Source organism: Streptomyces sp. NBC_00620 (genome assembly GCF_026341825.1).
Taxonomy (GTDB): domain Bacteria; phylum Actinomycetota; class Actinomycetes; order Streptomycetales; family Streptomycetaceae; genus Streptomyces.
This window is the reverse complement of sequence record NZ_JAPENY010000003.1, coordinates 127,023-152,667: the sequence shown is the minus strand read 5'-3', so window position 1 is coordinate 152,667 and position 25,645 is coordinate 127,023. Positions and strand designations below refer to the sequence as shown.

19 protein-coding genes and 2 pseudogenes are annotated in these 25,645 nt (G+C 70.6%); 7 read left to right on the top strand and 14 right to left on the bottom strand.

Annotation, left to right across the window (positions count from 1 at the left end; all coding sequences use genetic code 11):
- Positions 1-27: 27 nt before the first annotated feature.
- Positions 28-1,041, bottom strand: coding sequence for an endonuclease/exonuclease/phosphatase family protein (locus OG246_RS32020; protein ID WP_266471367.1), 1,014 nt, complete (start codon positions 1,039-1,041; stop codon positions 28-30).
- Between the two features lie 254 nt (positions 1,042-1,295).
- On the opposite strand from OG246_RS32020, the gene OG246_RS32015 reads away from it, so the two are divergent.
- From OG246_RS32015 to OG246_RS32005, 3 genes are read left to right on the top strand one after another with little or no spacing between them, the layout of a single operon-like run.
- A complete protein-coding gene (locus tag OG246_RS32015) occupies positions 1,296-2,261 on the top strand; it encodes an aldo/keto reductase (RefSeq protein WP_266471366.1) in 966 nt (321 codons plus the stop codon).
- Between the two features lie 5 nt (positions 2,262-2,266).
- Positions 2,267-3,214, top strand: a complete 948-nt coding sequence (locus OG246_RS32010) for an NAD(P)-dependent oxidoreductase (RefSeq protein WP_266471364.1) — start codon at positions 2,267-2,269, stop codon at positions 3,212-3,214.
- Positions 3,204-3,830 carry a TetR/AcrR family transcriptional regulator gene (locus tag OG246_RS32005; RefSeq protein ID WP_266471358.1) on the top strand — a complete coding sequence of 209 codons (627 nt, stop codon included), beginning with the start codon at positions 3,204-3,206 and terminating at the stop codon, positions 3,828-3,830. Before OG246_RS32010 ends, OG246_RS32005 begins: the two co-directional genes overlap by 11 nt.
- Positions 3,831-3,835: 5 nt before the next feature.
- On the opposite strand, the gene OG246_RS32000 is transcribed toward OG246_RS32005, so the two are convergent.
- A complete protein-coding gene (locus OG246_RS32000) occupies positions 3,836-4,855 on the bottom strand; it encodes an LLM class flavin-dependent oxidoreductase (RefSeq protein ID WP_266471357.1) in 1,020 nt (339 codons plus the stop codon).
- Positions 4,856-5,290: 435 nt separating this feature from the next.
- Here OG246_RS32000 and OG246_RS31995 point away from each other — a divergent pair, with 435 nt between their 5' ends.
- Entirely contained in the window at positions 5,291-5,833 is a 543-nt protein-coding gene (locus tag OG246_RS31995; protein ID WP_266471354.1) for a hypothetical protein, read from the top strand.
- Here the strand turns inward: OG246_RS31995 and ligA are convergent.
- The 3 genes and pseudogenes from ligA to OG246_RS31980 form a co-directional block, all read right to left on the bottom strand.
- Positions 5,821-7,902 (bottom strand): NAD-dependent DNA ligase LigA, encoded by a 2,082-nt coding sequence (gene ligA / locus OG246_RS31990; RefSeq protein ID WP_266471351.1) that lies wholly within the window; start codon positions 7,900-7,902, stop codon positions 5,821-5,823. The two genes, OG246_RS31995 and ligA, sit on opposite strands and share 13 nt — an antisense overlap.
- A 57-nt stretch (positions 7,903-7,959) precedes the next feature.
- A pseudogene (locus OG246_RS31985) lies at positions 7,960-8,241 on the bottom strand (response regulator transcription factor); the annotation flags it as partial.
- 127 nt (positions 8,242-8,368) lie between these two features.
- Positions 8,369-10,018 (bottom strand): alkaline phosphatase, encoded by a 1,650-nt coding sequence (locus tag OG246_RS31980; protein ID WP_266471349.1) that lies wholly within the window; start codon positions 10,016-10,018, stop codon positions 8,369-8,371.
- A gap of 469 nt (positions 10,019-10,487) precedes the next feature.
- On the opposite strand from OG246_RS31980, the gene OG246_RS31975 reads away from it, so the two are divergent.
- The gene (locus OG246_RS31975) at positions 10,488-10,928 is read left to right on the top strand and encodes an OsmC family protein (RefSeq protein WP_266471347.1); all 441 of its coding nucleotides are present in this window, start codon (positions 10,488-10,490) and stop codon (positions 10,926-10,928) included.
- 32 nt (positions 10,929-10,960) lie between these two features.
- Here OG246_RS31975 and ppdK read toward each other — a convergent pair whose 3' ends face one another.
- Positions 10,961-13,648: a pyruvate, phosphate dikinase gene (ppdK, locus tag OG246_RS31970; RefSeq protein WP_266471345.1), complete on the bottom strand. Its 2,688-nt coding sequence runs from the start codon at positions 13,646-13,648 to the stop codon at positions 10,961-10,963.
- A gap of 12 nt (positions 13,649-13,660) precedes the next feature.
- Positions 13,661-14,563 carry a universal stress protein gene (locus OG246_RS31965; RefSeq protein WP_266471343.1) on the bottom strand — a complete coding sequence of 301 codons (903 nt, stop codon included), beginning with the start codon at positions 14,561-14,563 and terminating at the stop codon, positions 13,661-13,663.
- A gap of 178 nt (positions 14,564-14,741) precedes the next feature.
- On the opposite strand from OG246_RS31965, the gene OG246_RS31960 reads away from it, so the two are divergent.
- Positions 14,742-15,608, top strand: a complete 867-nt coding sequence (locus tag OG246_RS31960) for a universal stress protein (protein ID WP_266471340.1) — start codon at positions 14,742-14,744, stop codon at positions 15,606-15,608.
- 71 nt (positions 15,609-15,679) lie between these two features.
- Here the strand turns inward: OG246_RS31960 and OG246_RS31955 are convergent, their stop codons facing one another.
- The 7 genes and pseudogenes from OG246_RS31955 to OG246_RS31925 form a co-directional block, all read right to left on the bottom strand.
- Entirely contained in the window at positions 15,680-16,720 is a 1,041-nt protein-coding gene (locus OG246_RS31955; protein WP_266471338.1) for a zinc-dependent alcohol dehydrogenase family protein, read from the bottom strand.
- Between the two features lie 84 nt (positions 16,721-16,804).
- Positions 16,805-17,314, bottom strand: a complete 510-nt coding sequence (locus OG246_RS31950; RefSeq protein WP_266471335.1) for a flavodoxin domain-containing protein — start codon at positions 17,312-17,314, stop codon at positions 16,805-16,807.
- Between the two features lie 16 nt (positions 17,315-17,330).
- Positions 17,331-18,062: a CBS domain-containing protein gene (locus OG246_RS31945; protein WP_266471332.1), complete on the bottom strand. Its 732-nt coding sequence runs from the start codon at positions 18,060-18,062 to the stop codon at positions 17,331-17,333.
- A 13-nt stretch (positions 18,063-18,075) separates the two neighbouring features.
- Positions 18,076-20,769 (bottom strand): bifunctional GNAT family N-acetyltransferase/acetate--CoA ligase family protein, encoded by a 2,694-nt coding sequence (locus tag OG246_RS31940; RefSeq protein WP_266471330.1) that lies wholly within the window; start codon positions 20,767-20,769, stop codon positions 18,076-18,078.
- Between the two features lie 150 nt (positions 20,770-20,919).
- A pseudogene (locus tag OG246_RS31935) lies at positions 20,920-21,210 on the bottom strand (glycosyl hydrolase family 65 protein); the annotation flags it as partial.
- Between the two features lie 111 nt (positions 21,211-21,321).
- Positions 21,322-22,335 carry a type I glyceraldehyde-3-phosphate dehydrogenase gene (gene gap / locus OG246_RS31930; protein WP_266471328.1) on the bottom strand — a complete coding sequence of 338 codons (1,014 nt, stop codon included), beginning with the start codon at positions 22,333-22,335 and terminating at the stop codon, positions 21,322-21,324.
- A 47-nt stretch (positions 22,336-22,382) separates the two neighbouring features.
- Positions 22,383-24,764 (bottom strand): phosphoketolase, encoded by a 2,382-nt coding sequence (locus tag OG246_RS31925; protein ID WP_266471326.1) that lies wholly within the window; start codon positions 24,762-24,764, stop codon positions 22,383-22,385.
- 75 nt (positions 24,765-24,839) lie between these two features.
- On the opposite strand from OG246_RS31925, the gene ppk2 reads away from it, so the two are divergent.
- Entirely contained in the window at positions 24,840-25,643 is an 804-nt protein-coding gene (gene ppk2 / locus OG246_RS31920; protein ID WP_266471324.1) for a polyphosphate kinase 2, read from the top strand.
- Positions 25,644-25,645: the final 2 nt, after the last annotated feature.

The following is a 25,645-nucleotide window of genomic DNA, read 5'->3' as shown; positions in this document are numbered from 1 at the left end:
ACGACCAACCCACTCTGCGGACACGACCTAGGTCGGCAGCACCGCCAGTACCGCCACGACAGCCCGATGGTCCGTACCCGGCAAGGTGCGCTCGCCCACGGAGACCGCCGCCAGGCCGGAGCCGTGCAGGACGTGGTCCAGCTGGACCATCGGCGGCAGGAGCGGAAGGCCGACCGGCCAGGTGCGGGCCCATCCCTGGCCGAGTTCGGCGTGGGTGTCGGTGAGCCCGGCCGCCAGCAGCCTGCGCATCGGTGTGTGGTCGAGAGTGGCGTTGAAGTCGCCCAGGAACACGGCGTCGGAGCCGCTGCGCCGGGCCAGTGAGGCGAGGGCGGTCATGTCCCGCGTCCAGCGCTCCGCGTCTCCGAGGGGGTAGTAGGTGTGCACGGCCACGAGCTTCACCGTGCGTCCACCGACGCTGATCTCGGCGGTGGTCTGGGGCCACGCGGTGCCGGAGTCCGTCGTACCGCCGTGGGACAGCGGGCGCCGCGAGTAGATCGAGGAGTCGTACTCCGGGTGGAGCTCCTGGTACGGCATCAGCGCGCCCAGACCCGCCTTGTCCAGCGCGGCCACCCCGGCGGGCGGCAGCTGCTCCAGGGCCAGCACGTCGATCCGCTCCGTGCGGACCAACTCCACCACGGCGCGCGGATCGGCACCGCCGACATCGGTGTTGAGGGTGGCGACACGCAACTCCGCTGATCCCGACGGAACATGCCGGCCCGCGGGCACGAACCGCGGTATCAGCGCCCCCACCTGGACGGCCACCAGAACCGCGACGACGGCCACCGTCCATCGCGAGCGCAGAGCGGGAACGGCGACCACGACGCCCAGCACCAGCACGCTGAGAACGGCTGAGTAGGGGAAGAGCACCATGGGCACCGCGAGAGGCGTTCCCGCGTCAAGTCCCGTCAGCCGTACGAGAAGCAGCGCGGCGGGTGCGGCCAGCGTGAGCCCGCAGCCCAGCAGCCCCCACCTGCGCACGCGCCGACTGCCTGTGCGCCGCCGGTCGGCGGCGCGCGGGGCGCCGGTCACCGTGCCTGTCATCCGTCTCCACCTTGGAGTCGTGCCGGCGAGACGGTGGTGATCACCGGTCTCCCGGGACGGGGACGACAGTACGGGTGCGTACGGTTCCGGCTGCCGACGGCCGCGGGTGCCGCAATGGGCCGCAGTGGATCGGCCGGAAAGGAGAAATGTCCGACTTCGTCTTGCAGTTTCGAAACTGGTCGTTTAGTTTTGTTATGTGGGGAGGTTGCCCAGGACCCGTAGGGGTCCGGTCTCCCCGGCGTACTGGAGGAGCGATGTACTCGACGCAACTCAGGACAAGCAAGCTGGGCGCCACCGGCATGGAGATCACCCGGGTCGGTGTCGGCGCGTGGGCGATCGGCGGAGGCGGCTGGGAGTTCGGGTGGGGGCCGCAGGAGGACGAGGAGTCGGTCGCGGCGATCCAGCGGGCGCTGGAGGTCGGGATCAACTGGATCGACACCGCTGCCGCGTACGGCTTCGGCCGGTCCGAGCAGGTGGTCGGCCGGGCGATAGCGGGCCTGGCGCGGCGGCCGTACGTGTTCACCAAGGCGTCGCTCCTCGACGACGGCACCGGCCGCGTCCGCCACAGCCTCAAGCGGGACTCGATCCTGCGGGAGGCCGAGGCGAGCCTGACGCGGCTCGGCGTCGAGGCGATCGACCTCTATCAGATCCACTGGCCGATCCCCGAGGAGGACATCGAGGAGGGCTGGTCGGCCCTGGCCGAGCTGAAGGAGCAGGGGCTGGTCCGGCACATCGGCGTGTCCAACTTCGACGCCGGGCAACTGCGCCGGATCCAGGCGATCGCGCCCGTGGAGACTCTCCAGCCGCCGTACTCGCTGGTCGACCGTGGCGTGGAGGAGGAGATCCTGCCCTTCGCCGAACACGAGGGGATCGGCGTCATCGTCTACTCCCCGATGGGCTCCGGCCTGCTGACCGGCGCGATGACACGCGAGCGGATCGAGCGGCTTCCGGCGGACGACTGGCGCGCCCGCGACCCGCGCTTCGCCGAGCCGCAGCTGTCGAAGCACCTGGCGCTGGTCGCGCGGCTGCAGGCGGTCGCGGACCGGTACGGCGTGACGCCGGGGGCCGTCGCGGTCGCGTGGACCTTGCACAACCGCGCGGTGGACGGCGCGATCACCGGATTCCGTCGGCCCGCCCAGGTGGACCCAGTCGTCGCCGCGGCGGGCCTGGAACTCACCGAGCAGGACATCAGCGAGATCGAAGCAAGCGAAGGAAGGTGACGGCCATGACCACGATCGGATTCGTCGGACTGGGCGCCATGGGCAGCCGGATCGCGGGCCGCCTGCTGGACGACAACCAGGTGTACGGCACGAACCGCACCGCGGCGAGGGCCAGTGAACTGATCGGCCGGGGAATGGCCTGGCGCGCAACACCGCGCGAGGCCGCCGCGGAGGCCGAGGTGATCTTCAGTATGGTCACCGACGACGCGGCGCTGCGGGCGGTCACCTCCGGCCCGGACGGGATTCTCGCCGGACTGGCCCCGGGCACCGTCTACGTCGACATGAGCACGGTCAGCCCGCAGGCCAGCCGCGAGCTGGCACATCGTGTGCAGGCGCTCGGCGCCACCCTGCTCGACGCCCCCGTCTCCGGCAGCGTCACCGCCGCGGCGGACGGCACTCTCGCCGTCATGGTCGGCGGCCCGGAGGCCGCCTTCCGCGCGGTCGAGCCGCTGCTGCGCCAGTTCGGCCGTACGGTCACGCATGTCGGCGCGAACGGTCAGGCACTGCTGCTCAAGCTGGCCATCAACATCAGCCTCGCGTCGCAGATCCTGGCCTTCAGCGAGGGCGTACTGCTGGCCGAACGCGGCGGAATCGACCCGGCACTGGCAGCGCAGGTGATGGTCACCAGCGCCATCGGATCGCCGACCCTGCAGGCACGCGCCCCGCTCATACTCGATCTGCCCGACCAGGCATGGTTCGATGTGCAGCTCATGCACAAAGACATCGGGCTCGCCCTGGAAGCCGCCGACGACCTGGGCCTCCCGGTCCCCTCGGCCTCGGTCATCGACACCATGCTGACCAGGGCGGAACAGCTGGGATACGCGCACCGCGACATCGCCTCCCTCTACGAGGTCCTCGACCACACGGCCGCGACACCCCACCAGGGTCCGGCAGGTCGGAGCCCCGTCGGCGTGCCGAAGCGAGCACCAGCGGGAGCCGTGCGTGAACCCTGACCAGCCGGAGGCCGCCCCCCAGCGCGGACGGCCGCGCAGCGAGAAGGCGCGGGAGGCAATCCTCGACGCGGCGGCGGAACTCCTCCTCGAGCGCGGCCTGTCCGCCGTGAGCATGGATACCGTCGCCGCTCGGGCCGGCGTCAGCAAGGCGACGATCTACCGCTGGTGGCCCACCAAGGAGACCCTCGCGGCGGACGCGCTCTATCACGAATGGGCAGATGTCCCGCCGGCCCGCGACACCCGATCGCTCCGCGGCGACCTGCGCAGCCTCCTGCGCCCCTGGGTACGGCTCGCCGACCGGCGTCCGTACGGGCGCGTGATTGCCGCGCTGCTCACCCAGGCGCAGACGGATCCGCAGTTCGCCGAGGAATACCGCACACGCTTTGTCGAGCCCCGCCGTGAGCAGGCCCGCGCGATCTTCCAGCGCGCGATCGAACGCGGCGAGATCTCCGCGGACACCAAAATCGAAGTCGTACTCGACCTGCTCTACGGCCCGGTCTACCACCGGCTCCTGCACGGCCATGCCCCGCTCAGCGACCGGTTCGTCTGCGATGTCATCGACGCCGTCCTGGACGGCGTAGCGCCACCCCGGCCTCCGGCGGCCCCCGCGGACTGATCGGTTCAGACGGCCGCCTGCCAGCCGAGTCGGGGGCCGAGCTTGGTGGCGATGTCGGTGAGGATCTGGACGTAGTCGGCGTGGTCGAAGGTGAAGGGCAGCGCGAACGCGACCTCGTCGATCTCCCGGAACGCCGCGTGCGCGTAGAGCTGTTCGGCGATCTGGTCGCAGGTGCCGACGAGATCGGGGGCGAACATCATGCGCGCGGGTCCCTGCGGAGTGGCGGTACGCGGCGTCCGCTTGCGGGCGTACTCCTCGTACTTCGTGCGCTGCTCCTCCGTGGCACTGTCCGTGGGGATGACGACGAGACCCTGGGAGACGCGGGCACGGTCCCCGTCGGGATGGCGGGCGCGGAAGGCCCGGATGTGCGAGAGCTGGATCTCCGCGAAGTCCTCGGACTCCTCCGCCTTCACCACACTGCTGGTCAGGAAGTTCATGCCGTGCTCGCCGGCCCACTGGGCCGACCGCAGGCTTCCGCCGCCGTACCACATGCGTCGGCCCAGGCCGGGGGAGTGGGGCTGGACGCGGTCGGAGAACACCTCGAAGCCCTCGATGCGGCTGGAGTCCGTGGCCGGTTCGCCGCGCACGAAGTCCAGCAGCCGTTCCATGCGGTCGTAGCTGAAGTCCTCCACCTCGGCGGTGTCGGGGTAGAGCGCGCTCTTGACCCGGTCGTAGTGCATCGGCGGGCCGACGCTGAGGCCGGGATTGAGGCGGCCCCGGGACAGGATGTCGACCGTCGCCAGGTCTTCGGCCAGCCGGAGCGGATTCTCCCAGCCCAGGGGGATGACCGCGGTGCCCAGCTCGATGCGGCTGGTGCGCTGTGAGGCCGCCGCCAGCACGGCGACCGGGGAGGAGATGCCGTACTGCAGATGGCGGTGCCGCACCCACGCGCTGTCGAATCCGAGCCGCTCACCCAGCTCGATGATTTCGAGCGTCGACTCGTGGCCTTGGCCGGGGTTCTCCCCGTCGAACAGCCCGATGGTCAGGAAGCCCAGCTTCCGCAACGGGTTTGAGGGCAGTGGCACAGGGCTCCTCCATCGTCCACGGCGGGTTCCGCCGAACACCAGCGCTAACGCCATTGTCGCAGGCGGGCATCGTGAGGCGACGGTTCGGCTAGGGTCGTCGACCGGGTGCTCCATGGGGGCCGGTTGATACACGGGGGCGCGACGCATGCCTACACCTGAGGACATCTGGGCTGACGCCGATCTGCCCACGCGTCGCCTTGCGGGGCTGGCTCTCAATCCGTCCGCCCCGGAGGATGCCCTGTTGCGGCTGCTCGCCGACGGGCCTTTGGCGGTACGCATGGTGCTGTGCCGGGATCGGGTTCTCCCCGACGCTGTCGTCGACGCCGTGGTCGAGCACCCCGACAGGTACACCCGCAGCTTCTTCGCGCGTAATCCTCATGCCGATCCGGCCCAGCGGGTACGGCCCAGGACTTCGTCCTCCGGTACGCGCCCGAGGTGCCCCGCGACCCCGAGACCGTCCGCCGGCACGCACACTCCGGCCATCCGCTGCTGCGCCGGGAGGCGGCCGTCGACCATGCTCTGCCACCGGAGCTCGTGGGACTCCTTGCCGTCGACGACGACCTCGGCGTACGCGTCCTGCTGGCCCAGAACCATCCGCACGCTCCGGCGCCGCTCCTGCTCCGCAGCTTCCTGGAGTACACCGGCCGCGAACGCGCGCACCTCATCACGCGCCCGAACTTCCCCACCGCCGGGCTGGCCGCCTTCGCCGACCACGAGGATCCCGAGGTCCGGGCATTGGCCGCCCGTGACCCCGGGACCGAACCGGCAACCGCGGAGCGGCTCACCCGGGACCCGGACCCTGCCGTACGGGCCGCGCTGGCGCGTCACCCGAATCTTCCGCGGTCCCGACTGGCGGAACTCCTCGACGACGACGAACTGGCCCATGCGGCCGCCGCGAACCCGGCGTTGGACTCGGAGATCATCCGTCGGCTGGTGAGGAACGGCTTCCGCCTCGTGGGGCGGGATCAGTCGAGGTAGTCGGCGATGAGGGTCGCGAATTCGTCGGGGGCGGTCAGTTGGATGCCGAGGGACTCGGCCTTGGCGCGTTTGGAGCCCGCGTTGTCCCCGGCGACGACCAGGCTGGTCTTCTTGGAGACGGTGGAGGAGGAGCGGCCGCCGGCGCGCTCGATCAGTTCGTTCATCTGGTTGCGGCTGAGCTTCTCCAGTGGGCCGGTCATCGCACCGGTGACGACGACCGTCATCCCGGCCAGCGGTCCGCCCGACGGCTCCGCGGAGTCGCTTTCCGCGTCGACGGCGGCAGGGTCGGGAGGGGTGGCGCCCGGCTCGGTCATGTTCACCCCGGCCTCGGTGAGTTTGTCGATGAGTGGGGCCAGTTCGACGAGTTCGGCGACGATGGAGGGGGCCTTCTCGGTGCCGATGCCCTCGACCTGCTCCATCGTTTCGGCATCGGCGGCACGGAGGTTGTCCATGGTGGCGAAATACCGGGCGATCCGACGGGACATGGAGCGGCCGGTGCCGCGGACGCCGAGCGCGCACAGCACCCGCGACAGTGGCCGCGTCTTCGCCGTGGCGATCGCCGCGAGGAGGTTGTCGGTGCTGGTCTCGCCCATCCGCTCCAGGCTCAGCAACTGCTCGCGGGTGAGGGCGAACAGGTCGGCCAGGTCGGCGACCAGGCCGGCTTCGACGAGCTGGACGACGCGCGTCGTGCCGAGGCCCTCGATGTCGAGCTGGTCGCGGCCGACGGCGTAGGAGAGAGCGGCGACCAGGTGGCAGTTGCGGCCGTTCTCACAGCGCCAGCGCTGTTCGGTGGTGTCGATGGCGGATCCGCACCGCGGGCACACCTCGGGGAACTCGATGGGCTGTTCCTCGCCGGTGCGCAGATGGGCGACGGGGGCTTCGATGCGAGGGATGACATCGCCGGCCCGGTGGACCATGACGTGGTCGCCCAGGCGGAGGTCGCGGCGGGTGATGTCGGCCGGGTTGTGCAGGGTGGCGTACGTGATGGTGGCCCCGTCGATCTCGACGGGTTCCAGGACGCCGCGCGGGGCGATGATGCCGGTGCGGCCCACGTTCCACTCCACCGCCAGCAGCCGGGTGATCTTCTCCACGGCCGGCAGCTTGTACGCGATCGCCCAGCGCGGGGCGCGTGAACCTGATCCCGCGGCCTGCTGGTCGGCGGCCAGATCGGCCTTGATGACGATCCCGTCGATCCCGAAGGGCAACTGGGCGCGCAGCGCGGCGATCTCCTGGACCCGGGCCAGGACCTGCTCGACCGTGTCGGTGGTGGTGCCGGGCACGGCGGTGGTCGCCGTGGTGTTCACCCCGAACCCGGCGGCCTGGGCCATGAGTTCGCTGTGAGCGAGCTCACCCAGCCGGGCCGCGAGCGCCGGCTCCGTCTCGGGCAGCGGCAGCAGGCCGTAGCAAAAGAACGTCATCGGCACGGTGTAGGCACGCTCCTTGGCGCGCAGGGAGCCCGCCGAGGCACCGCGCGGGTTCGCGAACGGCTGCCCGCCGTGCACGGTCCGTACCTCGTTGGCGTGCTCGAACTGCGCGGTGGTCATCAGGATTTCGCCGCGCACCTCCACCGTGACCGGCTCGGCCAGTACGTCCGGCAGGCCTTCGATGGTGCCGATCGCGTGCGAGACGTCCTCCCCTGCCGTCCCGTCGCCGCGCGTGATCAGCCGGGTCAGGCGACCACCGGTGTAGCGGGCGGCGATCGCGAGCCCGTCCAGCTTCGGCTCGACGCTGAACTGTCCGACGTCGTGGCCGATCCGCCGGGCCAGTGACGCCGTCCAGGCGGTGAACTCCTCCGGCGAGAACACGTTGTCCAGGCTCAGCATCGCCACCGTGTGCGGCACATCCCCCTCAACGGCGCCGCCCGCGACCTTCCCGGTCGGCGAGTCCGGCAGCACCTGATCGGGATGGTCGGCCTCCCACGCCGCGATGCCACGCACCAGCCGGTCGTACGCGTCGTCGTCCAGCACCGACGTGCCGCCCGTGTAATAGGCGGCCGACGCTTTCACTGCGTCCTCGACTGCCTGCGCATAGGCGGTGGCATCCACGATCACTGCAACTGGTGTGGTCATGTCCGTCATCTTGCCCGCCACCACTGACAATGGCCGTGAGCTTGATCCGAGCGCGGGTCAGGTGAGTTCGAGAAGCCCTCTGCGAACGGCTTCCGAGACGGCCGCCGGCCTGTTGGACACCCTCAGCTTGCGATAGATGCGGACGAGGTGGGTCTTGACCGTGGCCTCGCTGAGGAACAGGGCCTCGGCGATCGCCCGGTTGCTGCGGCCCTCGGTCAACAGCCGGACGACCTCGATCTCACGCCCGCTCAACTCATGGTCGGGGCTGACCACTTGGCCGACGAGTTCACCGACGATCTCCGCAGCCAGCCCCACCGAGCCGGTGGCCGCGGCGCGGAGGCAGGAGGTGGACGCCGCGTTCAACCCAACGGTTGAACGAGAAAGCGAGCAGAGAGCGCCCCTCGGCCTCCTGGGGCGCTCTCCACCATGTTGTTGCTGCTGTCCGGCTCCTGCCGGTTCCGGTGGGTCACACGGCGGTGAGCCCCGGCTCGCCCGCCGCCACCGCCCAGGAAGCGGTGGTGCTCACCGGTGACTGGCGGACCGCGATGCTGTCGACGGTCCGGGCGTCGGTGGTCAACTGCTGCCGGTCGACGTTGAGTCGAAGGTATCCGCGGCGCGAGCCGTCGAAGTAGCGGACGTGCGGATTGAGGATCGGGTTGTAGGCCTTCAGCGGGGCGTCGAAGGCGATGGGGAAGTCGGAACTGACGCTGGTCGCGGTGAACTCGACGGCTACCGGGTCGCTGTCCAGGTCGTCGCGGTCGATCCGCAGATCGCTGAACCACGACGAGTGGATGTCCCCGGCGAGCACGACCGGATTGGCCACCTGGGCGTCCCGCAGGAAGCGCAGGAAGCGGGCCCGGGCCGGGTCGTAGCCGTCCCACTGGTCGAGGTTCGCGATGGGCGGCAGCGGGTGCGTCGGGTCGAGGAAGTTGGGGAACCTGATCTGGCTCATCATCACCTGCTGGGCGATGACGTTCCAGCGCGCCGGGGAGCGGCTCAGCCCCTGCCGCAGCCACTTCTCCTGCGTCGCGCCGGTGAGGGTGCCGTCGGTGTTGCCGAGTCCCGCCGCGACGGTGCCGAAGTCGGAGAAGAAGCCGCCGGGCTGGTCGGTGCGGTACTGGCGGGTGTCGAGGACGTTCAGCCGGAGCAGGTCGCCGAAGTCGAAGCGGCGGTAGAGCCGGTAGTCCGAGGAGCCGTTGACGAACCTGCGCCGCAGCGGCATGTGCTCGTAGTAGGCCTGGTAACCGGCGGAGCGCTGGCGGGCGAAGGCGGCGGGGTCCTGGTGTCGCGCGCCGGTGTCGTCGATCTCGTCGATGACACCGGCGTAGTTGTTCTCCACCTCGTGGTCGTCCCAGGTGACGATCCAGGGGAAGGCGGCATGGGCCGCCTGCAGAGCCGGATCCGTCTTGTACTGGGCGTGCCGGGCACGGTAGTCGGCGAGCGTGGCCAGCTGGTCGAGGCCGGAAGTCTGTGGGGCGGTGTGCAATCGGTCCGCGTAGACGCTGCTGGGGTCGTACTCGTAGATGTAGTCGCCCACGTGCACGACCACATCGAGGTCCTCCTCGGCCAGCGCGGTGTACGCGGGCCAGTAACCGTTCTGCCAGTCCTGGCAGTTGACCAGACCGATCCGCAGCCCGCGGGGGCGGGAGTGGGGCGCGGGGGCGGTACGGGTCCGGGCCGCCGGGCCGATCTGACGGCCCGTACGGAACCGGAACCAGTAGTCGCGGCCCGGCGCCAGGCCCCGTACATCCGCGTGGACGCTGTGCGCGTGCGCGGCCACGGCGGTCTCCGTGCCGCGCCGGACGACCTTGCGGAACCGCTCGTCGGTGGCGACCTCCCACTCCACGCGCACCGGACGCGTCCCCATGGACGCGGCGTCGTAGGGGTCGGCCACCAGACGGGTCCACAGAACGACCCCGTCCGGCAGCGGATCGCCGCTGGCCACACCGAGCTTGAAGGGATCCTGGTGCACCGGCTCCGCGTGCGCGGTACGGATATTCAGCGCCTGCGCACCCGCGACGACCGCGGAGCCGACCAGCAGACCGCGCCGACTGAGGGCGGCGGGGCGGGGCCGGGGTCTGGCGGGGGACGAGGACGGTTCGTTCGTAGGTGACACCACAGGCCTCCGTATGCCGATACATGGGCCGAGCCAAGGATCGGGGTGAGCCAAGCACATTGTGAAGGACCAGCCAAGAACAAGTGCCGACTTGTGAGCGGCAGTTGGGGGGGCGACGGCCGAGGACGCCGGAGCGCGATCGGAGCACACGGTGGCGTGGCTGGTCGCCGAGGGGATCGTGCTCGCAGAGCGCGTGGACTGCAGGTACGGAGGGCGGCCGGTGTACTTGCCGGGGGCGCGATGGTCACAGGTGACGCGCGAGCGACGCTACCTGGAGTCCGACGGGCCGGCCGTGGTCACCGGCCGTACCGCGTTCTTCGGCCCGCTGGGTTTCGACAGCTCGCCCATCTCCGAAGTGGGCCGCGTGCTTGGGCACCGGACGCGTGGTCGAAGGGAAGATCTAGCGTGCGCGCCGTTGCGGGGCCGGCATCCCGGGCGGTCGGCGCAGCGCGACACTAATGTCGTCGGTATGACCGATAACACCCTGCGCACCGTCACCATCGAGCGGACCGCCACCGGGCACTTCAAGGCCACGAACGCGCGAGGCGGCACGATCAGCTTCGGCACCAGCTCCGACCCCGACGGCGGCACGGACTTCACCCCGGTCGAGCTGCTGCTCGCCGCGATCGGGGGCTGCACCGCGGCCGACGTCGATGTCGCCACCGCCCGTCACGCGGAGCCCACCGGGTTCACCGTCACGGTGACCGGCAACAAGATCAGTGACGCGCTCGGCAACCGAATGACGGACCTCGCGGTCACCTTCTCCGTAGCCTTCCCGGACGGTGAAACCGGCGACCGTGCTCGCGCGATCCTCCCTCGTGCGGTCAAGACCTCCCACGACCGGCTCTGCACGGTCAGCCGCACGGTCGAGATCGGTACGCCCGTCACCGCGACGGTGGCGGACGCCTGACCCCTCGGAGACTTGGGCTCAAGCCCTCGTGGTCATCTGCTGTCGCTGGTCTCGGTGGCGGTGAGGGCCGCTCGCCCCGCCTCCAACCGGGCGGCCGGGATCCTGAAGGGCGAGCAGGAGACGTAGTCGAGGCCCGCCCGGTGGAAGAAGTGGATGGACTCGGGGTCGCCGCCGTGTTCGCCGCACACCCCGGTCTCCAGTTGCGGCTTGACGGCACGTCCTGCTTCGACAGCGAGCTCCACGAGCCTGCCGACGCCCTCCTGGTCGAGGGTTTCGAAGGGCGACACGGCGAAGATTCCCTTCTTCAGGTACAGCGGGAAGAAGGACGCCTCCGCGTCGTCCCGGGACAGTCCCCAGGTTGTTTGCGTTAGGTCGTTGGTGCCGAAGGAGAAGAAGTCCGCGACTTCGGCGATGCGTCCGGCGGTGAGCGCCGCCCGCGGCAGCTCGATCATCGTGCCTATCGGGCAGTCCACGACTTGGCCCGACTCCGTGGCGACGTCGGCGAGCACGCGCTCCGCCTCCGCGCGGGCCAGCCGCAGTTCCTCGACCGTGCCGACCAGGGGGATCATGATCTCGGCACGCGGCCGGCCGCCGTCCCGCAGCCGCTGGACGACCGCTTCGGCGACGGCCCGTACCTGCATGGCGACCAGCCCGGGCACGGCCAGGCCCAGGCGCACGCCGCGCAGGCCGAGCATCGGGTTCTGCTCGTGCATCCGCTCGACGGCGGCGAGCAGTTCGCGGTCGTGCACGTCCGGGTGCACGGCGCTCGCGACCCGGACGGCCAGTTCCGTCCGGTCGGGCAGGAACTCATGCAGCGGCGGGTCCAGGAGCCGGATCGTCACCGGCAGCCCGTCCATTGCCTTGAGGATGCCGGTGAAGTCCGTCCGCTGAGGCGGCAGCAGGGCATCCAGGGCCTGCGCGCGGGCGGTGTCGTCGCGGGCCAGGATCATCGCCTCGACGAGCACCCTGCGTGTGCCGAGGAACATGTGCTCCGTCCGGCACAGGCCGATGCCCTGCGCGCCGAGCCTGCGGGCGCGTTCGGCGTCCTCGGGCGTGTCTGCGTTGGCCCGAACTTCGAGGCGGCGCACGGAGTCGGCCTGAGCGAGAGCGCCCAGCACTGCTTCAATCAGCGGTGCGGTGCCCGTTCCGGTCTCCAGCGCACATCCCACGTCGGATGCCGTGAGCGGCAGCGCGCCCAGGTGGACGGTGCCCGCGGTGCCGTCGACCGAGACCGTGTCACCCTCGCGGACCACGACACCCGAGGAGGCGGTGAGCTGGCGCGCGACGGTGTCGACGGTGAGCGACTCGGAACCGCAGACGCAGACCTTGCCCATACCGCGCGCGACGACTGCGGCGTGGCTGGTCTTGCCTCCGCGGCTGGTCAGGACCGCCTGTGCGGCGATCATGCCGGGCAAGTCGTCGGGGGTGGTCTCACGGCGTACGAGGACGACGCTCTCGCCGGTCGCGGCCCGCCGTACGGCCGTTTCCGAGTCGAATACGACGGCGCCGACCGCAGCGCCCGGCGAGGCGGGGACGCCCAGTGCGAGGGGCACATCTGTGGGGTGTGCCTCGAAGCGGGGGAACATCAGTCTGGTCAGCTCGGTGCCGTCCACGCGTATCAGCGCCTCGTCCGCCGTGATCGCTCGCTCCTCACGCAGGTCGTGGGCAATGCGGAAGGCGGCCTCTGCGGTGCGCTGGCCGACCCTGGTCTGGAGGATCCACAACCGGCCACGCTCGACGGTGAATTCGACGTCGCACAGGTCGCGGTAGTGGCCCTCCAGGGTGCGCAGGTGCTCGCCGAGTCGGTCGTACGAGCGGGGGTCGAGGATCTTCAGCCGGTCCAGGGGTTCGGCGTCGCGCACGCCGGCGACGACGTCCTCGCCCTGGGCGTCGGACAGATAGTCGCCATAGATGCCGGGGGCGCCGGTGGCCGGATCGCGGGTGAAGGCGACGCCGGTGCCGGAGTCGGGGCCGAGGTTTCCGAAGACCATCGCCTGGATGTTGACGGCGGTGCCGAGGTCGTCGGGGATGCGCTCGCGGTGGCGGTAGATCCGGGCCCGGTCGCCGTTCCAGGAGTCGAAGACCGCCCGGATCGCGCGGTACAACTGCTCGACGGGGTCCTGTGGGAATTCCTCGCCCGTTTCGCGGTGGATGATTGCTTTGAACTCCTCGGTGAGGAGGGCGAGTTCGCTCGCGTCGAGGCCGTGGTCGTCGGTCACCGCCCGCTGGGCCCGGTGCTCGGCGATGGCCTGCTCGAACAGGTCGCCGTCCACGCCCAGCACGGTCCGGCCGAACATCTGCACGAGCCGCCGGTAGGAGTCCCAGGCGAACCTCTCCTGCCCGGACGTCTTGGCGAGTCCGATGACCGAGTCGTCGTTCAGGCCGATGTCGAGGATCGTCTCCATCATCCCGGGCATCGAGAACCGGGCACCCGACCGAACCGACACGAGCAGCGGGTCGTCCGGTTGACCGAGCGTGCGGCCCATGGTGCGCTCCAGCGCGGCCAGGGCCCGGGCCGTCTCGATGCCCAGCTCGGACGGTTCGTCACCGGTCGCCAGGTAGACCTTGCAGGCCTCGGTCGTGACCGTGAAGCCCGGCGGTACGGGCAGCCCGAGCCGGGTCATCTCCGCGAGGCCGGCCCCCTTGCCGCCGAGCAGGCCGGCCATCTCGCGGTTGCCTTCAGCGAATCCGTACACGTACTGCGTGGGTGCGCTGGTCATGGCTGAGGCCTTTCACTCGTGGGGGACGACGGCCACGGGGCAGCCGGCGTGGTGGATGGCGGCATGGGTGACGGGACCGGTGCGCGGGCCCACCGGCCGATCGGCCAGACGGTGTCCGATGACGAGCAGGCTCGCCCCGGAGGCGGCCCGGAGCAGCGCGGTCGAGGCCTTGTCCGCCACCACCGACTCCAGGACATCGACGTCCGGGTACTTGTCGCGCCACAACTGGAGTACGGCGGACAGGAATCCCTGCCACTCCTCCGCACGCCTCGGTTCACTCACCAGAGCGATGTCCCCGGGGCCGAGGTCGAGGGCGGAAGGCGGCTGCCACGCGTGGACGACCCGCAGGCGGGCGCCACGCAGCCGGGCGGCCTCGAAGGCGAACTCGATCACCTCGTCGTGCGCATCGCTCAGGTCGATGCCCAGCACCACGTCCCGGTATCCGGTGCGCGTGGACGCGCTGCCGTCCTCCGCCGGGAGATGCTCGTCCTCCGCTTCCTCACCCGCGCGTACGAGGACGACGGGACGAGTCGCCTTCGCCACCACGCCCAGGGCGACGGAACCCACCAGGAATCCGGTGAAGCCGCTCAGCCCTCGCGAGCCCAGCACCAGCAGGTCGGCCTGCTCGGCAGCGTGGAGCAGCGCGGCGGTCGCGGGGCCCTCCACCTGCTTGTCGTCAAGGCCTACGCCACGGCAGGCGCCGCGGACACGGGCTTCCGCCTGGCGCAGGGCACGCCGGGCCAGATGCCGCTGAGTGGCGTTCGCCGGCTCGCCTTCCGCCTTGCGGGGGTGTCCGTTCCAGGCGTGCACGAGACGCAGCGGACGCTCACGGCGGACGGCCTCGCGGGCCGCCCACTCGGCGGCGGCCAGGCTCTCGGCGGATCCATCGACTCCGGAAATGACGGGCGCGAGCATGATGCGCACCTCCTGCGCTAGGTCTGCTCCTCCATTCCAGAGTCCGTCCGCGACGGCGCGGGTTGGAGAGGCCGTACGGCACCCGCCCAGGTCCATCCGGCCCATGCACGCGCCCCCGATCCGCGGCCAGGGTGGAGACTCGGAGGGCTTCTTCTCCCTCCAGGGGAGGCGGACTGTCATGGAGCGAGTGATCGTTGCTGGCGTCGACCGGTCGGCGCGCAGCCGTGTCGCAGCCGACTGGGCCGCACACGAGGCGCTACTGCGCGGGTGCTCACTGCACGTGGTCCACGTCTCGCCCCTGAACGGGTTGGATGCGGCGGAACGATGGCCGTACCGGCCGGAGATCGTGGCGGACCAAGGACTGGACCGGGTCATGGCCCGGCACCCGGCTCTGCGGGCCGAGAGCGTCCGGCTCACCGGAACGGCCTCACGGGCGCTGCACTCGCAGAGCAGGGAAGCGGAGATGATTGTGCTCGGCCTGCGCGGGGAGGGAGGCCACGCCGGGCTCCCCCTGGGATCGACCGCTCTGGCGGTCGCCGGGGCCGCCGCCTGCCCGGTGGTGCTGGTGCCCAGCGGGCTCGCCTGCGACGGCCCGGTGAGCCGACCCGACAAGGTCACACTCGGTGTCGACGCCCGCGACCCGGCGGACGCGGCCATCGACTTCGCCTTTGACGCGGCAGGCCGCCGCGGCGTGCGGCTGCACGCGTTACATGCCTGGAAGCTTCCCCCCAGCGCCGCCGAGTGGCCCTTTGGCGTGCCGGGGGAGGAGCGTGCCACCTGGGAGGACCACGAGGTGCAGCTGCTGTCCGACGCGCTGCGGCCGTGGCGCGAGAAGTACCCGGACGTCCGCGTTCTGGAGGACGTCGTCCTGTTCACCCCTGCCGAGGGTCTGATCCGATCCTCCGGCAACGCCGAACTGATCGTGCTCGGGCGACAAGCCAGTGGTGACGACAGGGCCGACGGGGTCGACAGCTCCGGTCTGGGCTCTGTCGCGCACGCTCTCCTCCGGCACACCAAGTGCCCCGTGGCCGTGGTGCCTTCCTGATCCACAGGCGAATTGCCCGAGCGGGTCCGCCGTTCCGTCGACCGGCAGACCCGCTCGGGCAAGGGCGTACGTCACGAGGCGAACAGCGCCACCTTGAGCGCGCCGCTCTCCTCCGGCCGGCTGAAGACGTCGTACGCCTCCTGCATCTCCTGCAGGCCGAAGCGGTGGGTGACGAACCCGTCGACGTCCAGCTGCTTCGCGGCCACCATCCGCAGCAGCGTCGGTGTGGAGTACGTGTCCACGAGGCCGGTGGTGATCTTGATGTTGCGGATCCAGAGGTCCTCCAGGTGGAGCGTGGCGGGGCGGCCGTGCACGCCGACGTTGGCGACTCGTCCGCCGGGGCGGATCAGGCGGGTGCAGAGTTCGAAGGTGTCCGGAAGGCCAACCGCTTCGATCGCCACGTCCGCGCCGAGTCCGTCGGTGAGCTCGGTGATCCGGCCGACGACGTCGGACGCCGGGTCGAGTGTCAGGTGCGCGCCGTAAAGCGCGGCCATTTCGCGTCGCCGCGGAGCGGGATCGACGGCGATGACGCGGCTGGGGCTGAAGAGCCGGGCCGTGAGGATCGCGGCCAGGCCGATCGGGCCGGCGCCCACGACGACCACCACATCGCCCGGCGTCACCTCACCGTTGAGGACGCCCACTTCGTACGACGTCGGCAGGATGTCCGCGAGCATGAGCGCCGCCTCGTTGCCGACCTGCTCGGGCAGCACGTGCGTCGAGGTGTCGGCGAAGGGCACGCGGGCGTACTCGGCCTGGACGCCGTCGATCCGGTGGCCCAGGATCCAGCCTCCGCCGCCCAGGCACTGGCCGTACTGGGATTCCCGGCAGAAGCGGCAGCGGCCGCAGGCGCTGATGCAGGAGATCAGTACCCGATCGCCGGGACGCACCGTGGTGACGGACGGTCCGACCTCGTGCACGGTGCCGACGGCTTCGTGCCCGAGGACCCGGCCCGACTCGACGGCAGGCACGTCACCCTTCAGGATGTGCAGATCGGTGCCGCAGATGGTGACCGCGTCGATCCGCACGATCGCGTCGCCCGGGTCCTGGATGGCCGGGTCGGGAACGTCGTCCCAGGATCGCTTGCCGGGGCCGTGGAAGATCAGAGCCTTCATGACTGCCTCCTTGAGGCGTTGCGCTGCTTCTGCCCCGCATCGTGTGGCGGACGGCTTGCCCGCCCGCCACACGATGCGGACGGTTCAGCCTGATTTCGGTTCGCCCGTCAAGCCGGTCGCGATCCGACCTGCCCACGCCTCGATCTCCGCGAAATCGCGGAAGTCTCCGCCCTTGCCGGAGGAAACGATCTTCCGGGCGATGAAGCCCTTCGCACCCTCTTCGAGGCACCCCCCGAACGTGACGTGTTCAGTGACGTCGAGCCGGACCATGGCCCGCTTCACGCCGGGTACGGGCGGGAGGTTCCGCTCCGAGGCCGAGGCGTCGAGCGGACCGCTGCTGAACAACCACAGCGGTCGCTCGGCCAACTCGCGGCCATGACGACGGACGAAGCGACGGGCATCCTTGTGCCAGCGCCCGGCGTACAGTCCGCCGCCCACCACCACGGCGTCGTACGAGCTCACATCCGTCACGGACCGGGCGGGCACCGCCTCGGCCGGCATTCCCTCCTTGCGCAGCACCTCGGCGATGGTCTCGGCGATCCGCGCGGTTGATCCGTTCGTCGTTCCGTAAGCGACCAACACGCTCCTGGGCATGGCGGTCCGCCTCCTCTCACAGCTTTCGCAGCCAGTCGTCGGTGACGCCGTGCAGTGCCTGCCCGTCCGGCTGGAGGCGTGAGTCGTCCAGCCGGTGGGTGAGCTTGGCGACCACCGCGACGACGCCGTCGATCTGACGCGTCATGGAGACGGCGATCTCCGTCTCGCTCCTGCGCTCCATGTGTCCGTCGAGCGTGACGACGCCTTCGATCACGGAGACCTCGACGGTCCTGGGCGCCAGCCACAACGTGCGCACCAGCACTTCCGCGATCACCTCGTCACGGATGTCCGCGTCGGGCCGCAGAAAGACCTGGAGCAGATCGCGGCGCGTGACGATGCCGACGAGCCGTTCCTCCTCGTCGAGGACGGGCAGCCGCTCCACGCGGTGCTGTGCCATGGCCCGGGCGGCCTCGACGATGGTGTCGTCGGCATGCACGGTGACGGGCGGTTCGGTCATCAGCCGGCCGGCGGTGCGGGCCTTCGCCTTCGCGGCCTGCTTCCTGGCGCCACGGGTCAGCGCGGCGAGCCGGAGGCGGCGCCTCGGCGCGTACGGGTCAGGCGTCTCTGCCTGCCGGACCAGCAGGTCGGTCTCGGAGATCACCCCGACGACCTTCTCGTCGTCGTCGACCACCGGCAGCCCGCTGATCCGGTGGCCGGCGAGCAGCCGCGCCACCTCCTTGAACGGGGTGCCGTACTCGGCGCGGACGACCTCCGTGGTCATCACGGAGCCGACCTTGTTGTGCTTCATGAGTGTTCCTTCCTCAGCGGAGTCGGCGCAGATACGGGTCCTGGGGCCTGCGGGGCAGCAGGCGTACGCGCGCATCGAGGACGGAGACTCCGCCCGGTGTCGCGAGAACGGGGTTGAAGTCGGCCTCGGCGAGTTGCGGCAGGTCGCCCGCCATGCGGGACAGCCGCAGCAGTAGTTGCTCCAGACCCTGGAGGTCGACGGGCCCGCCGCCCTCCGAGCCGAACAGGAGCGGTGCGCAGCGCGGGGCGGTGATCAGGTCGTGTACGTCGTGGTCGGTCAGTGGGGCGAGCCGGGCCGCGTGGTCGGCCAGTACCTCCGTCGCCGTACCGCCGAGCCCGAACAGGACGAGCGGGCCGAAGACCTCGTCCTGGACCACTCCGGCGAACAGTTCCGTACCGCGGGCGGCGAGTGGCTGCACCACCACGCCGGTGAGCAGCCCCGCGAACCGGGTCTCGAAGTCCCGGAAGGCCGCGCGCACTTGGGAGTCGCCTTGGAGATCGAGGTGGACGGCGTGCTGTTGACTCTTGTGCAACAGGCCCGGCCAGTGGGCCTTCATGACCACCCGGCCGTCGGCGCCGCGCAGCCGTTCGGCGGCGATGACGGCTTCGTCCTCGGTCTCCGCCCAGGCCCATGGGAGCTGGGGAATGCCGTAGCAGGCGAGGAGTTCGGCGCAGGTGCGCGGGTCGAGCCAGCCGCCGTTCGGGTGCGCGGCGAGGTAGGTTTCGGCGACGGCCTGGGCGCGAGGGGTGTCGACTCCGGCGAGCTCAGGGATCGTCCCGTCGGGTCGGCTCAGCCACGCCGCACGCCGGGCCGCGTGGGCCAACGCCCGTGCCGCCGCCTGGGGTTCCGCGTACGAGGGGACGGTGCTGCCGTCCGTGGCGGGCAGCAGCCGGACCGGCAGATCCTGCTCGAGTCGCACCGCGGCGACCGGCCGTTCCCGGCGTCCGGGAGCGCGGGTGAGGGACCGGATCAGGTCGTCGCCGGTAGCCGCGGCGACCGCGGTGGGGACGAGGGCCAGCAGTACGGCATCGATGCCCTGATACCGCATGATCCGGTCCACACAGTCCCTGAGCTGCTCCTCCGTGACGGCGGCGGTGGCGTCGATCGGGTTGCCGACCGCGGCACCGTCGGGCAGCACGGCGAGCAGGTCGTCGACCACCTCCGGGGTGAGCGGCGGGAGGGAGAGTCCCGCCTCCGCGCAGGCGTCGGCGCTGAGCACACCCGCACCGCCCGCGTTGGTGACGATCGCGACGCGGGTGCCCGTCGGGAGTGGCTGGGAGTGCAACAGAGCCGCGGTTTCCAGGAGTTCGCCCACCGACCGGGTCGCGGTGATCCCCGCCTGGGTGAACAGTGCCTGCCGGGTCATGGTGCGCGTCGCCGCTGCTGCGGTGTGCGAGGCAGCCGCGCGGCGGCCCGCGTCGGTGCGCCCCGCGTCGACGGTCAGGACGGGCATACGGCGGGTCACGCGCCGAGCGGTGCGGGAGAACGCCCGCGGGTTGCCGAACGACTCCAGATGCAACAGGGCGAGTTCGGTGCGGCCGTCACTCTCCCACCACTGGAGCATGTCGTTGCCGCTGACGTCGTACTTGTCGCCCAGCGATGCGAAGGACGAGACACCGATGCCGAGCCGGGACAGCCCGTCCAGCAGGGCGATGCCGACGCCTCCCGACTGCACCGCGACGCCCGCCGTGCCGGGGCGCGGGTGGTCGGCGGCGAAGGTGGCGTCGAGGGAGAAGTGCGGGTCGGTGTTGGAGATGCCGAGGCAGTTGGGACCGACGAGCCGCATACCGTACGTCCGGCACGCCGCCATCAAGGACTCCGCCTGAGCGCTGTCGAGTCCGGCGGACACGACGAGGAGTGCCCGCACACCGGCCTTGCCGCACTCCTCGGCGATGGCGGGGACCGCGGCGGCGGGCACGGCGACGACCGCGAGGTCGGGGATCTTGGGCAGGGCGCCGACCGACGGGTAGGAGGGCACCCCGAGTATCGAGGTGACGCTCGGGTTCACCGCGAAGAGGCGCCGGGTGAAGCCTCCCGTGTGCAGATGGTGCAGGATGGCCCGCCCCACCGACCCGGGCCTGCGTCCGGCGCCGATCACGGCGATCGCGTCCGGTCGCAGCAGCGGCTCCAGGCTGGCCACGCCGGCGGCCCGGCCGCGTGCCTCGACGGCCGTCAGATAGGTGTCGTCCTCGCCGAGTTCGACGGTGCAGCGCACCTCCGGGCCCTCGAAGCGGCGAGCCGTACGCAGTCCCAGGTCGGCGAAGAGCCGCAGGATCTCGTGGTTCTCGCTGAGCGCGTCGGCGCTGAACGTGGTGATGCCCGCAGCGCGGGCGGCCGAGACCAGGTGTTCGAGAAGGAGTGTGCCGACGCCCCGGTGATGCAGCCCGTCGGCCACGGCGATGGAGATCTCGGCCGATTTGGTGTCCTCGCCGGTCTCGTACTCGGCCAGGCCGATCACGTGGTCCTTCGTCTCGGCGAGGAGGGCACGGTATCCGGGTCGCGGCGGCGCGCAGGCCCGGTCGGCGGCCATCGCGGCGGAACGGCGGCTCGCCGCGAAGAACCGCAGCCGGAGGTTCTCCGGGGACATCCCCTCGTAGAACCCCCGCAACTGCTTGTGATCGCCTGGCGTGGTCGGACGGATGCACACGGTGGTGCCGTCCGAGAGCAGGGCGTGGACTGTGGGTCGACTGAGCGTGTCGTCCGTCATCGCGGGTCTCCTCCATGCCTCTTGATACTTCGAGCATCCAGCGGATCGGAGGGTGATCCCATGGGCTGTCCGGGGCTACATGGGGGCCGGTCGGCCCTAAGCCCGATGCCCGTGATGGGGGCCGGTGTGCCCCTCGGCGTCGGTGGTCGGTCAGCTCGGCAGGGCGAGCGTGCAGGACTCCCCGGGAGTCACCGACACCGTGCGGTCGGCGAAGGCGACAGAGATCGGATCGCGACCGGAGTCAGGCACGATGATGTGCAACTGCCGGGACTGCAGGCGCAGTTGTACACCTCAGTGGCCCGGACAGCGGATCGAGAACCCGTACTCGGCCAGCTCCGGCAGCGGTACGGGGTCGAACCGCAGCGCACCGCCCCGGGTCTCCAGGCCCGTCAGGCCCCGCTGTACGAGATCGAGCGTGCCCGCCATGGCACCCAGGGGTACGACCCGGCACAGGAGCGCCTGCGCGAGTCCCTGTGCACCCTGCAGCACGGGTACCCGGGGTGCGGGCCCGGTCCACGCCGAAGCGCCGTGTGCCGCTCCGGTCGGTGCTCGTCAGTCGTCGGCCACCAGCGCCGTGAGGTCCAGGAGCCGGTTGGTGTAGCCCCACTCGTTGTCGTACCAGCCGAAGACCTTGACCAGCGTGCCGTTCGCCTGGGTGAGGGCCGGGTCGAAGATGCAGGACGCGGGGTCGCCGATGACGTCGCGGGAGACGATGGGCGCCTTCGAGACGCGGAGGATGCCGTTCAACGGGCCCTCCGCGGCCTCGTCGAAGACCGCGTTGACTTCCTCCACCGTTGCCTCGCGCCGCAACACGACCGCGAGGTCGGTGAGCGAGCCGTCCTCGACGGGGACGCGTACCGCGATGCCGTCCAGCGCACCCGCCATCTCCGGCAGCACCAGACCGACGGCGCGGGCGGCCCCGGTGCTGGTGGGGATGATGCTCAGCGCCGCCGAGCGTGCCCGGCGCAGGTCCTTGTGCGGGCCGTCCAGCAGGGACTGGTCGTTGGTGTAGCCGTGGATGGTGGTCATCATGCCGCGCTCGATGCCGAAGGCGTCGTTCAGCACCTTGACCATGGGGGCGACACAGTTGGTGGTGCAGGAGGCGGCCGACACGATCCGGTCCTGCCTGCGGTCGTACGTCGTGTCGTTGACGCCCATCACGATGGTGGCGTCCGCGTTCTTGCCGGGCGCGGACAGCAGGACCGTGTGCGCGCCGGCCTTCAGGTGCAGGGCGGCGGCGTCGCGGTCGCGGAAGCGGCCGGTGGACTCGATCACGATGCCGGCGCCGTAGTCCGCCCAGTGCAGGGCCGCCGGGTCGCGCTCGGCGGTGACGGCGATGCGCCGGCCGTCGACGGTGATCGAGCTGTCGTCGTGGCTGACCTCCCGGCCGATACGGCCGAAGGTCGAGTCGTACTCCAGCAGGTGGGCCAGGGTGGCGGGCGGCGCGATGTCGTTGACGGCGACGACCTCGACGTCCTGGGTGCCCGCTTCGGCGCGGTCGAGTGCCGCGCGCAGATAGGTGCGGCCTATCCGGCCGAAGCCGTTGATGCCGACGCGTACGGTCATGGCGGCGAACTCCTTTGCAGCGCAGGGGACTTGCAGGGTCGGGGCGTTCAGGCGTTCCAGGTCCAGTCGGCGACTTCGGGCAGGTCGGTGCCGTGTTCGCGGATCCAGGCGTGGTGCCGGGTGCGGGCGTCGGCCATCTGCTGGCGTACGGCGGCGGCGCGGACAGCGAGGCCGGGTACGCGGTCGATGACGTCCATGACGAGGCGGTAGCGGTCGAGGTCGTTGCGGACGACCATGTCGAACGGTGTGGTCGTGGTGCCCATCTCCTTGTAGCCGCGGACATGGAGATTGGCGTGGCCGGTACGGCGGTAGGCGAGGCGGTGGATCAGCCAGGGATAGCCGTGGTAGGCGAAGATCACCGGCTTGTCGGTGGTGAAGAGGCCGTCGTACTCGAAGTCGCTCATTCCGTGCGGGTGTTCCTCACGGGGCAGCAGCCGGGTCATGTCGACGACGTTGACGACCCGCACGGCCAGCTCCGGCAGATGGCGCCTGAGTAGGGCCGAGGCGGCGAGGATCTCCAGTGTCGGCACGTCTCCCGCGCAGGCGAGCACCACATCGGGCTCGACGCCGTTCTCGCTGCCCGCCCACTCCCAGATCCCGGCGCCGCGTGCGCAGTGGGCGCGGGCCTGGTCCATGGACAGCCAGTCGAAGCAGGGCTGCTTGCCCGCGACGATCACGTTGACATAGTCGCGGCTGCGCAGGGCGTGGTCCGCCACGGACAGCAGGGTGTTGGCGTCCGGCGGCAGGTAGACCCGTACGACCTCGGGGCTCTTGTTGAGGACGTGGTCGACGAAGCCGGGGTCCTGGTGCGAGAAGCCGTTGTGGTCCTGGCGCCAGACGTGCGAGGTGAGCAGGTAGTTGAGGGAGGCGATGGGGGCCCGCCACGGCAACTCCCTCGAGGTCTTCAGCCACTTGATGTGCTGGTTGACCATCGAGTCGACGATGTGCACGAACGCCTCGTAGCAGGAGAACAGTCCGTGCCTGCCGGTGAGGAGATAGCCCTCCAGCCAGCCCTGGCAGAGGTGTTCGGAGAGGATCTCCATGACCCGGCCGTGCCGGTCCAGGTGCTCGTCCACCTGGAGGGTCTGGGCCTGCCAGGCCTTGCCGCTGGCGTTGAAGACGGCTTCCAGCCGGTTGGAGGCCGTCTCGTCGGGGCCCACGAGGCGGAAGTCGCGGCGTTCCGACGTGTCCTTCATGACCTGTTCGAGAAGGTCGCCGAGGATCCGGGTGGGCTCGTGCAGGGTCGCGCCCGGCTTGTCGACGGGCACGGCGAAGCGGTCCAGGGACGGGATCGGCAGATCGTGTACGAGGAGGCCGCCGTTGGCGTACGGGCTGGAGCCCAGACGCTTGGCGCCTTCGGGCAGACAGGCGAGGACGTCGGCGCTGGGCCGGCCGTCGGCGTCGAAGAGTTCCTCGGGACGGTACGAGCGCAGCCAGGTCTCCAACTGGCGCAGGTGGTCCGGGTTTTCGCGTACGCCGGACAGGGGGACCTGGTGGGCGCGCCAGGTGCCCGCGACCGGGACGCCGTCGACCTCGGCGGGGCCCGTCCAGCCCTTCGGCGTGCGCAGCACGATCATCGGCCAGTGCACGCGCTCGCTCACACCGTCCTCGCGGGCCGTGCGCTGCATCACCGCGATGCGGTCCAGGGCCTGGTCGAAGGCGTCGGCCATGGCGCGGTGGACCTGGTGCGGGTCATCGCTGGTGACGTGGATCGGCTCGTGCCCGTATCCGCGCAGCAGTTCGTCGAGTTCGGACTCCGGGAGCCGGGACAGCACCGTCGGGTTGGCGATCTTGTAGCCGTTGAGGTGCAGGATCGGCAGGACCGCGCCGTCGTGGACCGGGTCGAGGAACTTGTTCGAGTGCCAGGAGGCGGCCAGCGGCCCGGTCTCCGCCTCGCCGTCGCCGATCACACAGGCGACGAGCAGGTCCGGGTTGTCGAAGGCGGCGCCGTACGCGTGTGCGAGCGAGTAGCCGAGCTCGCCGCCCTCGTGGATCGAGCCCGGCGTCTCGGGCGCGACATGGCTGGGCACTCCGCCCGGGAACGAGAACTGCCGGAAGAGCCGGTCCATGCCCGCCAGGTCACGTGAGACGTCCGGGTAGGTGTCGCTGTAGCTGCCCTCCAGCCAGGAGTTCGCGAGCACCGCGGGGCCGCCGTGGCCCGGCCCCCACACGCACAGCGCGTCCAGACCCCGGGCCTTGATCACCCGGTTGAGGTGGGTGTACACGAGGTTGAGGCCGGGCGAGGTGCCCCAGTGGCCGAGCAGCCGCGGCTTGATGTGCTCGGGCGCCAGGGGCTCGGTCAGCAGCGGGTTGGCCAGCAGGTAGATCTGGCCCACCGCAAGGTAGTTGGCGGCTCGCCAGTGGGCGTCCAGGGTGCGCAGTTCCTCGTCGGTCAGTACGGTGCTGTCCTGGTGTTCGACCTTGGTCATGGTGACTCCGTAAGTCATCGAGGCACGTCATTGAGGTACGTCATTCGAGTTACGTCATCGAGCGGAGGAGGTGGCATGGCCGAGAAGAAGTCGGCAACGCTGCCGCGTGCGGCGTACGAGCGGGAGCTGCTGCGTCTGCAGACCGAACTGGTGAAGGTCCAGGAGTGGGTGCGGACCGAGGGCAAGCGGCTGGTCGTGGTGTTCGAGGGACGGGACGCGGCGGGTAAGGGCGGCACGATCAAGCGGGTCTCGGAGCACCTGAACCCGCGTGTCGCGCGGACCGTGGCGCTGCCCAAGCCGACCGAGCGTGAGCGCACCCAGTGGTACTTCCAGCGGTACGTCGAGCATCTGCCGGCGGCCGGGGAGATCGCGCTCTTCGACCGCTCCTGGTACAACCGGGCCGGTGTCGAGCACGTCATGGGCTTCTGCACGAAGGAGGAGCATCAGCTGTTCCTGCGCCAGTGCCCGATCTTCGAGCGGATGCTCGTGGAGGAAGGCATCCTGCTGCGCAAGTACTGGTTCTCGGTGAGCGACGCGGTACAGCAGGAACGGTTCCGGCGCCGGTTGAAGGATCCGACGCGGCGCTGGAAGCTCTCGCCGATGGACCTGGAGTCGATCACCCGCTGGGAGGCGTACTCCCGGGCGAAGGACGAGATGCTGGTGCACACCGACATCTCGGAGGCGCCGTGGTTCGTCGTCGAGAGTGACGACAAGCGCCGGGCCCGGCTGAACATGATCGCTCACCTGCTCGGCTCCCTTCCGTATCACGAGGTGCCACCGCCGGTGCTGGAGCTGCCGCCCCGGCCGCCGTCGACCGGTTACCAGCGCCCGCCGCGTGACCTGCAGACATACGTCCCCGACCACGCGGCGAGCCTCTGAGC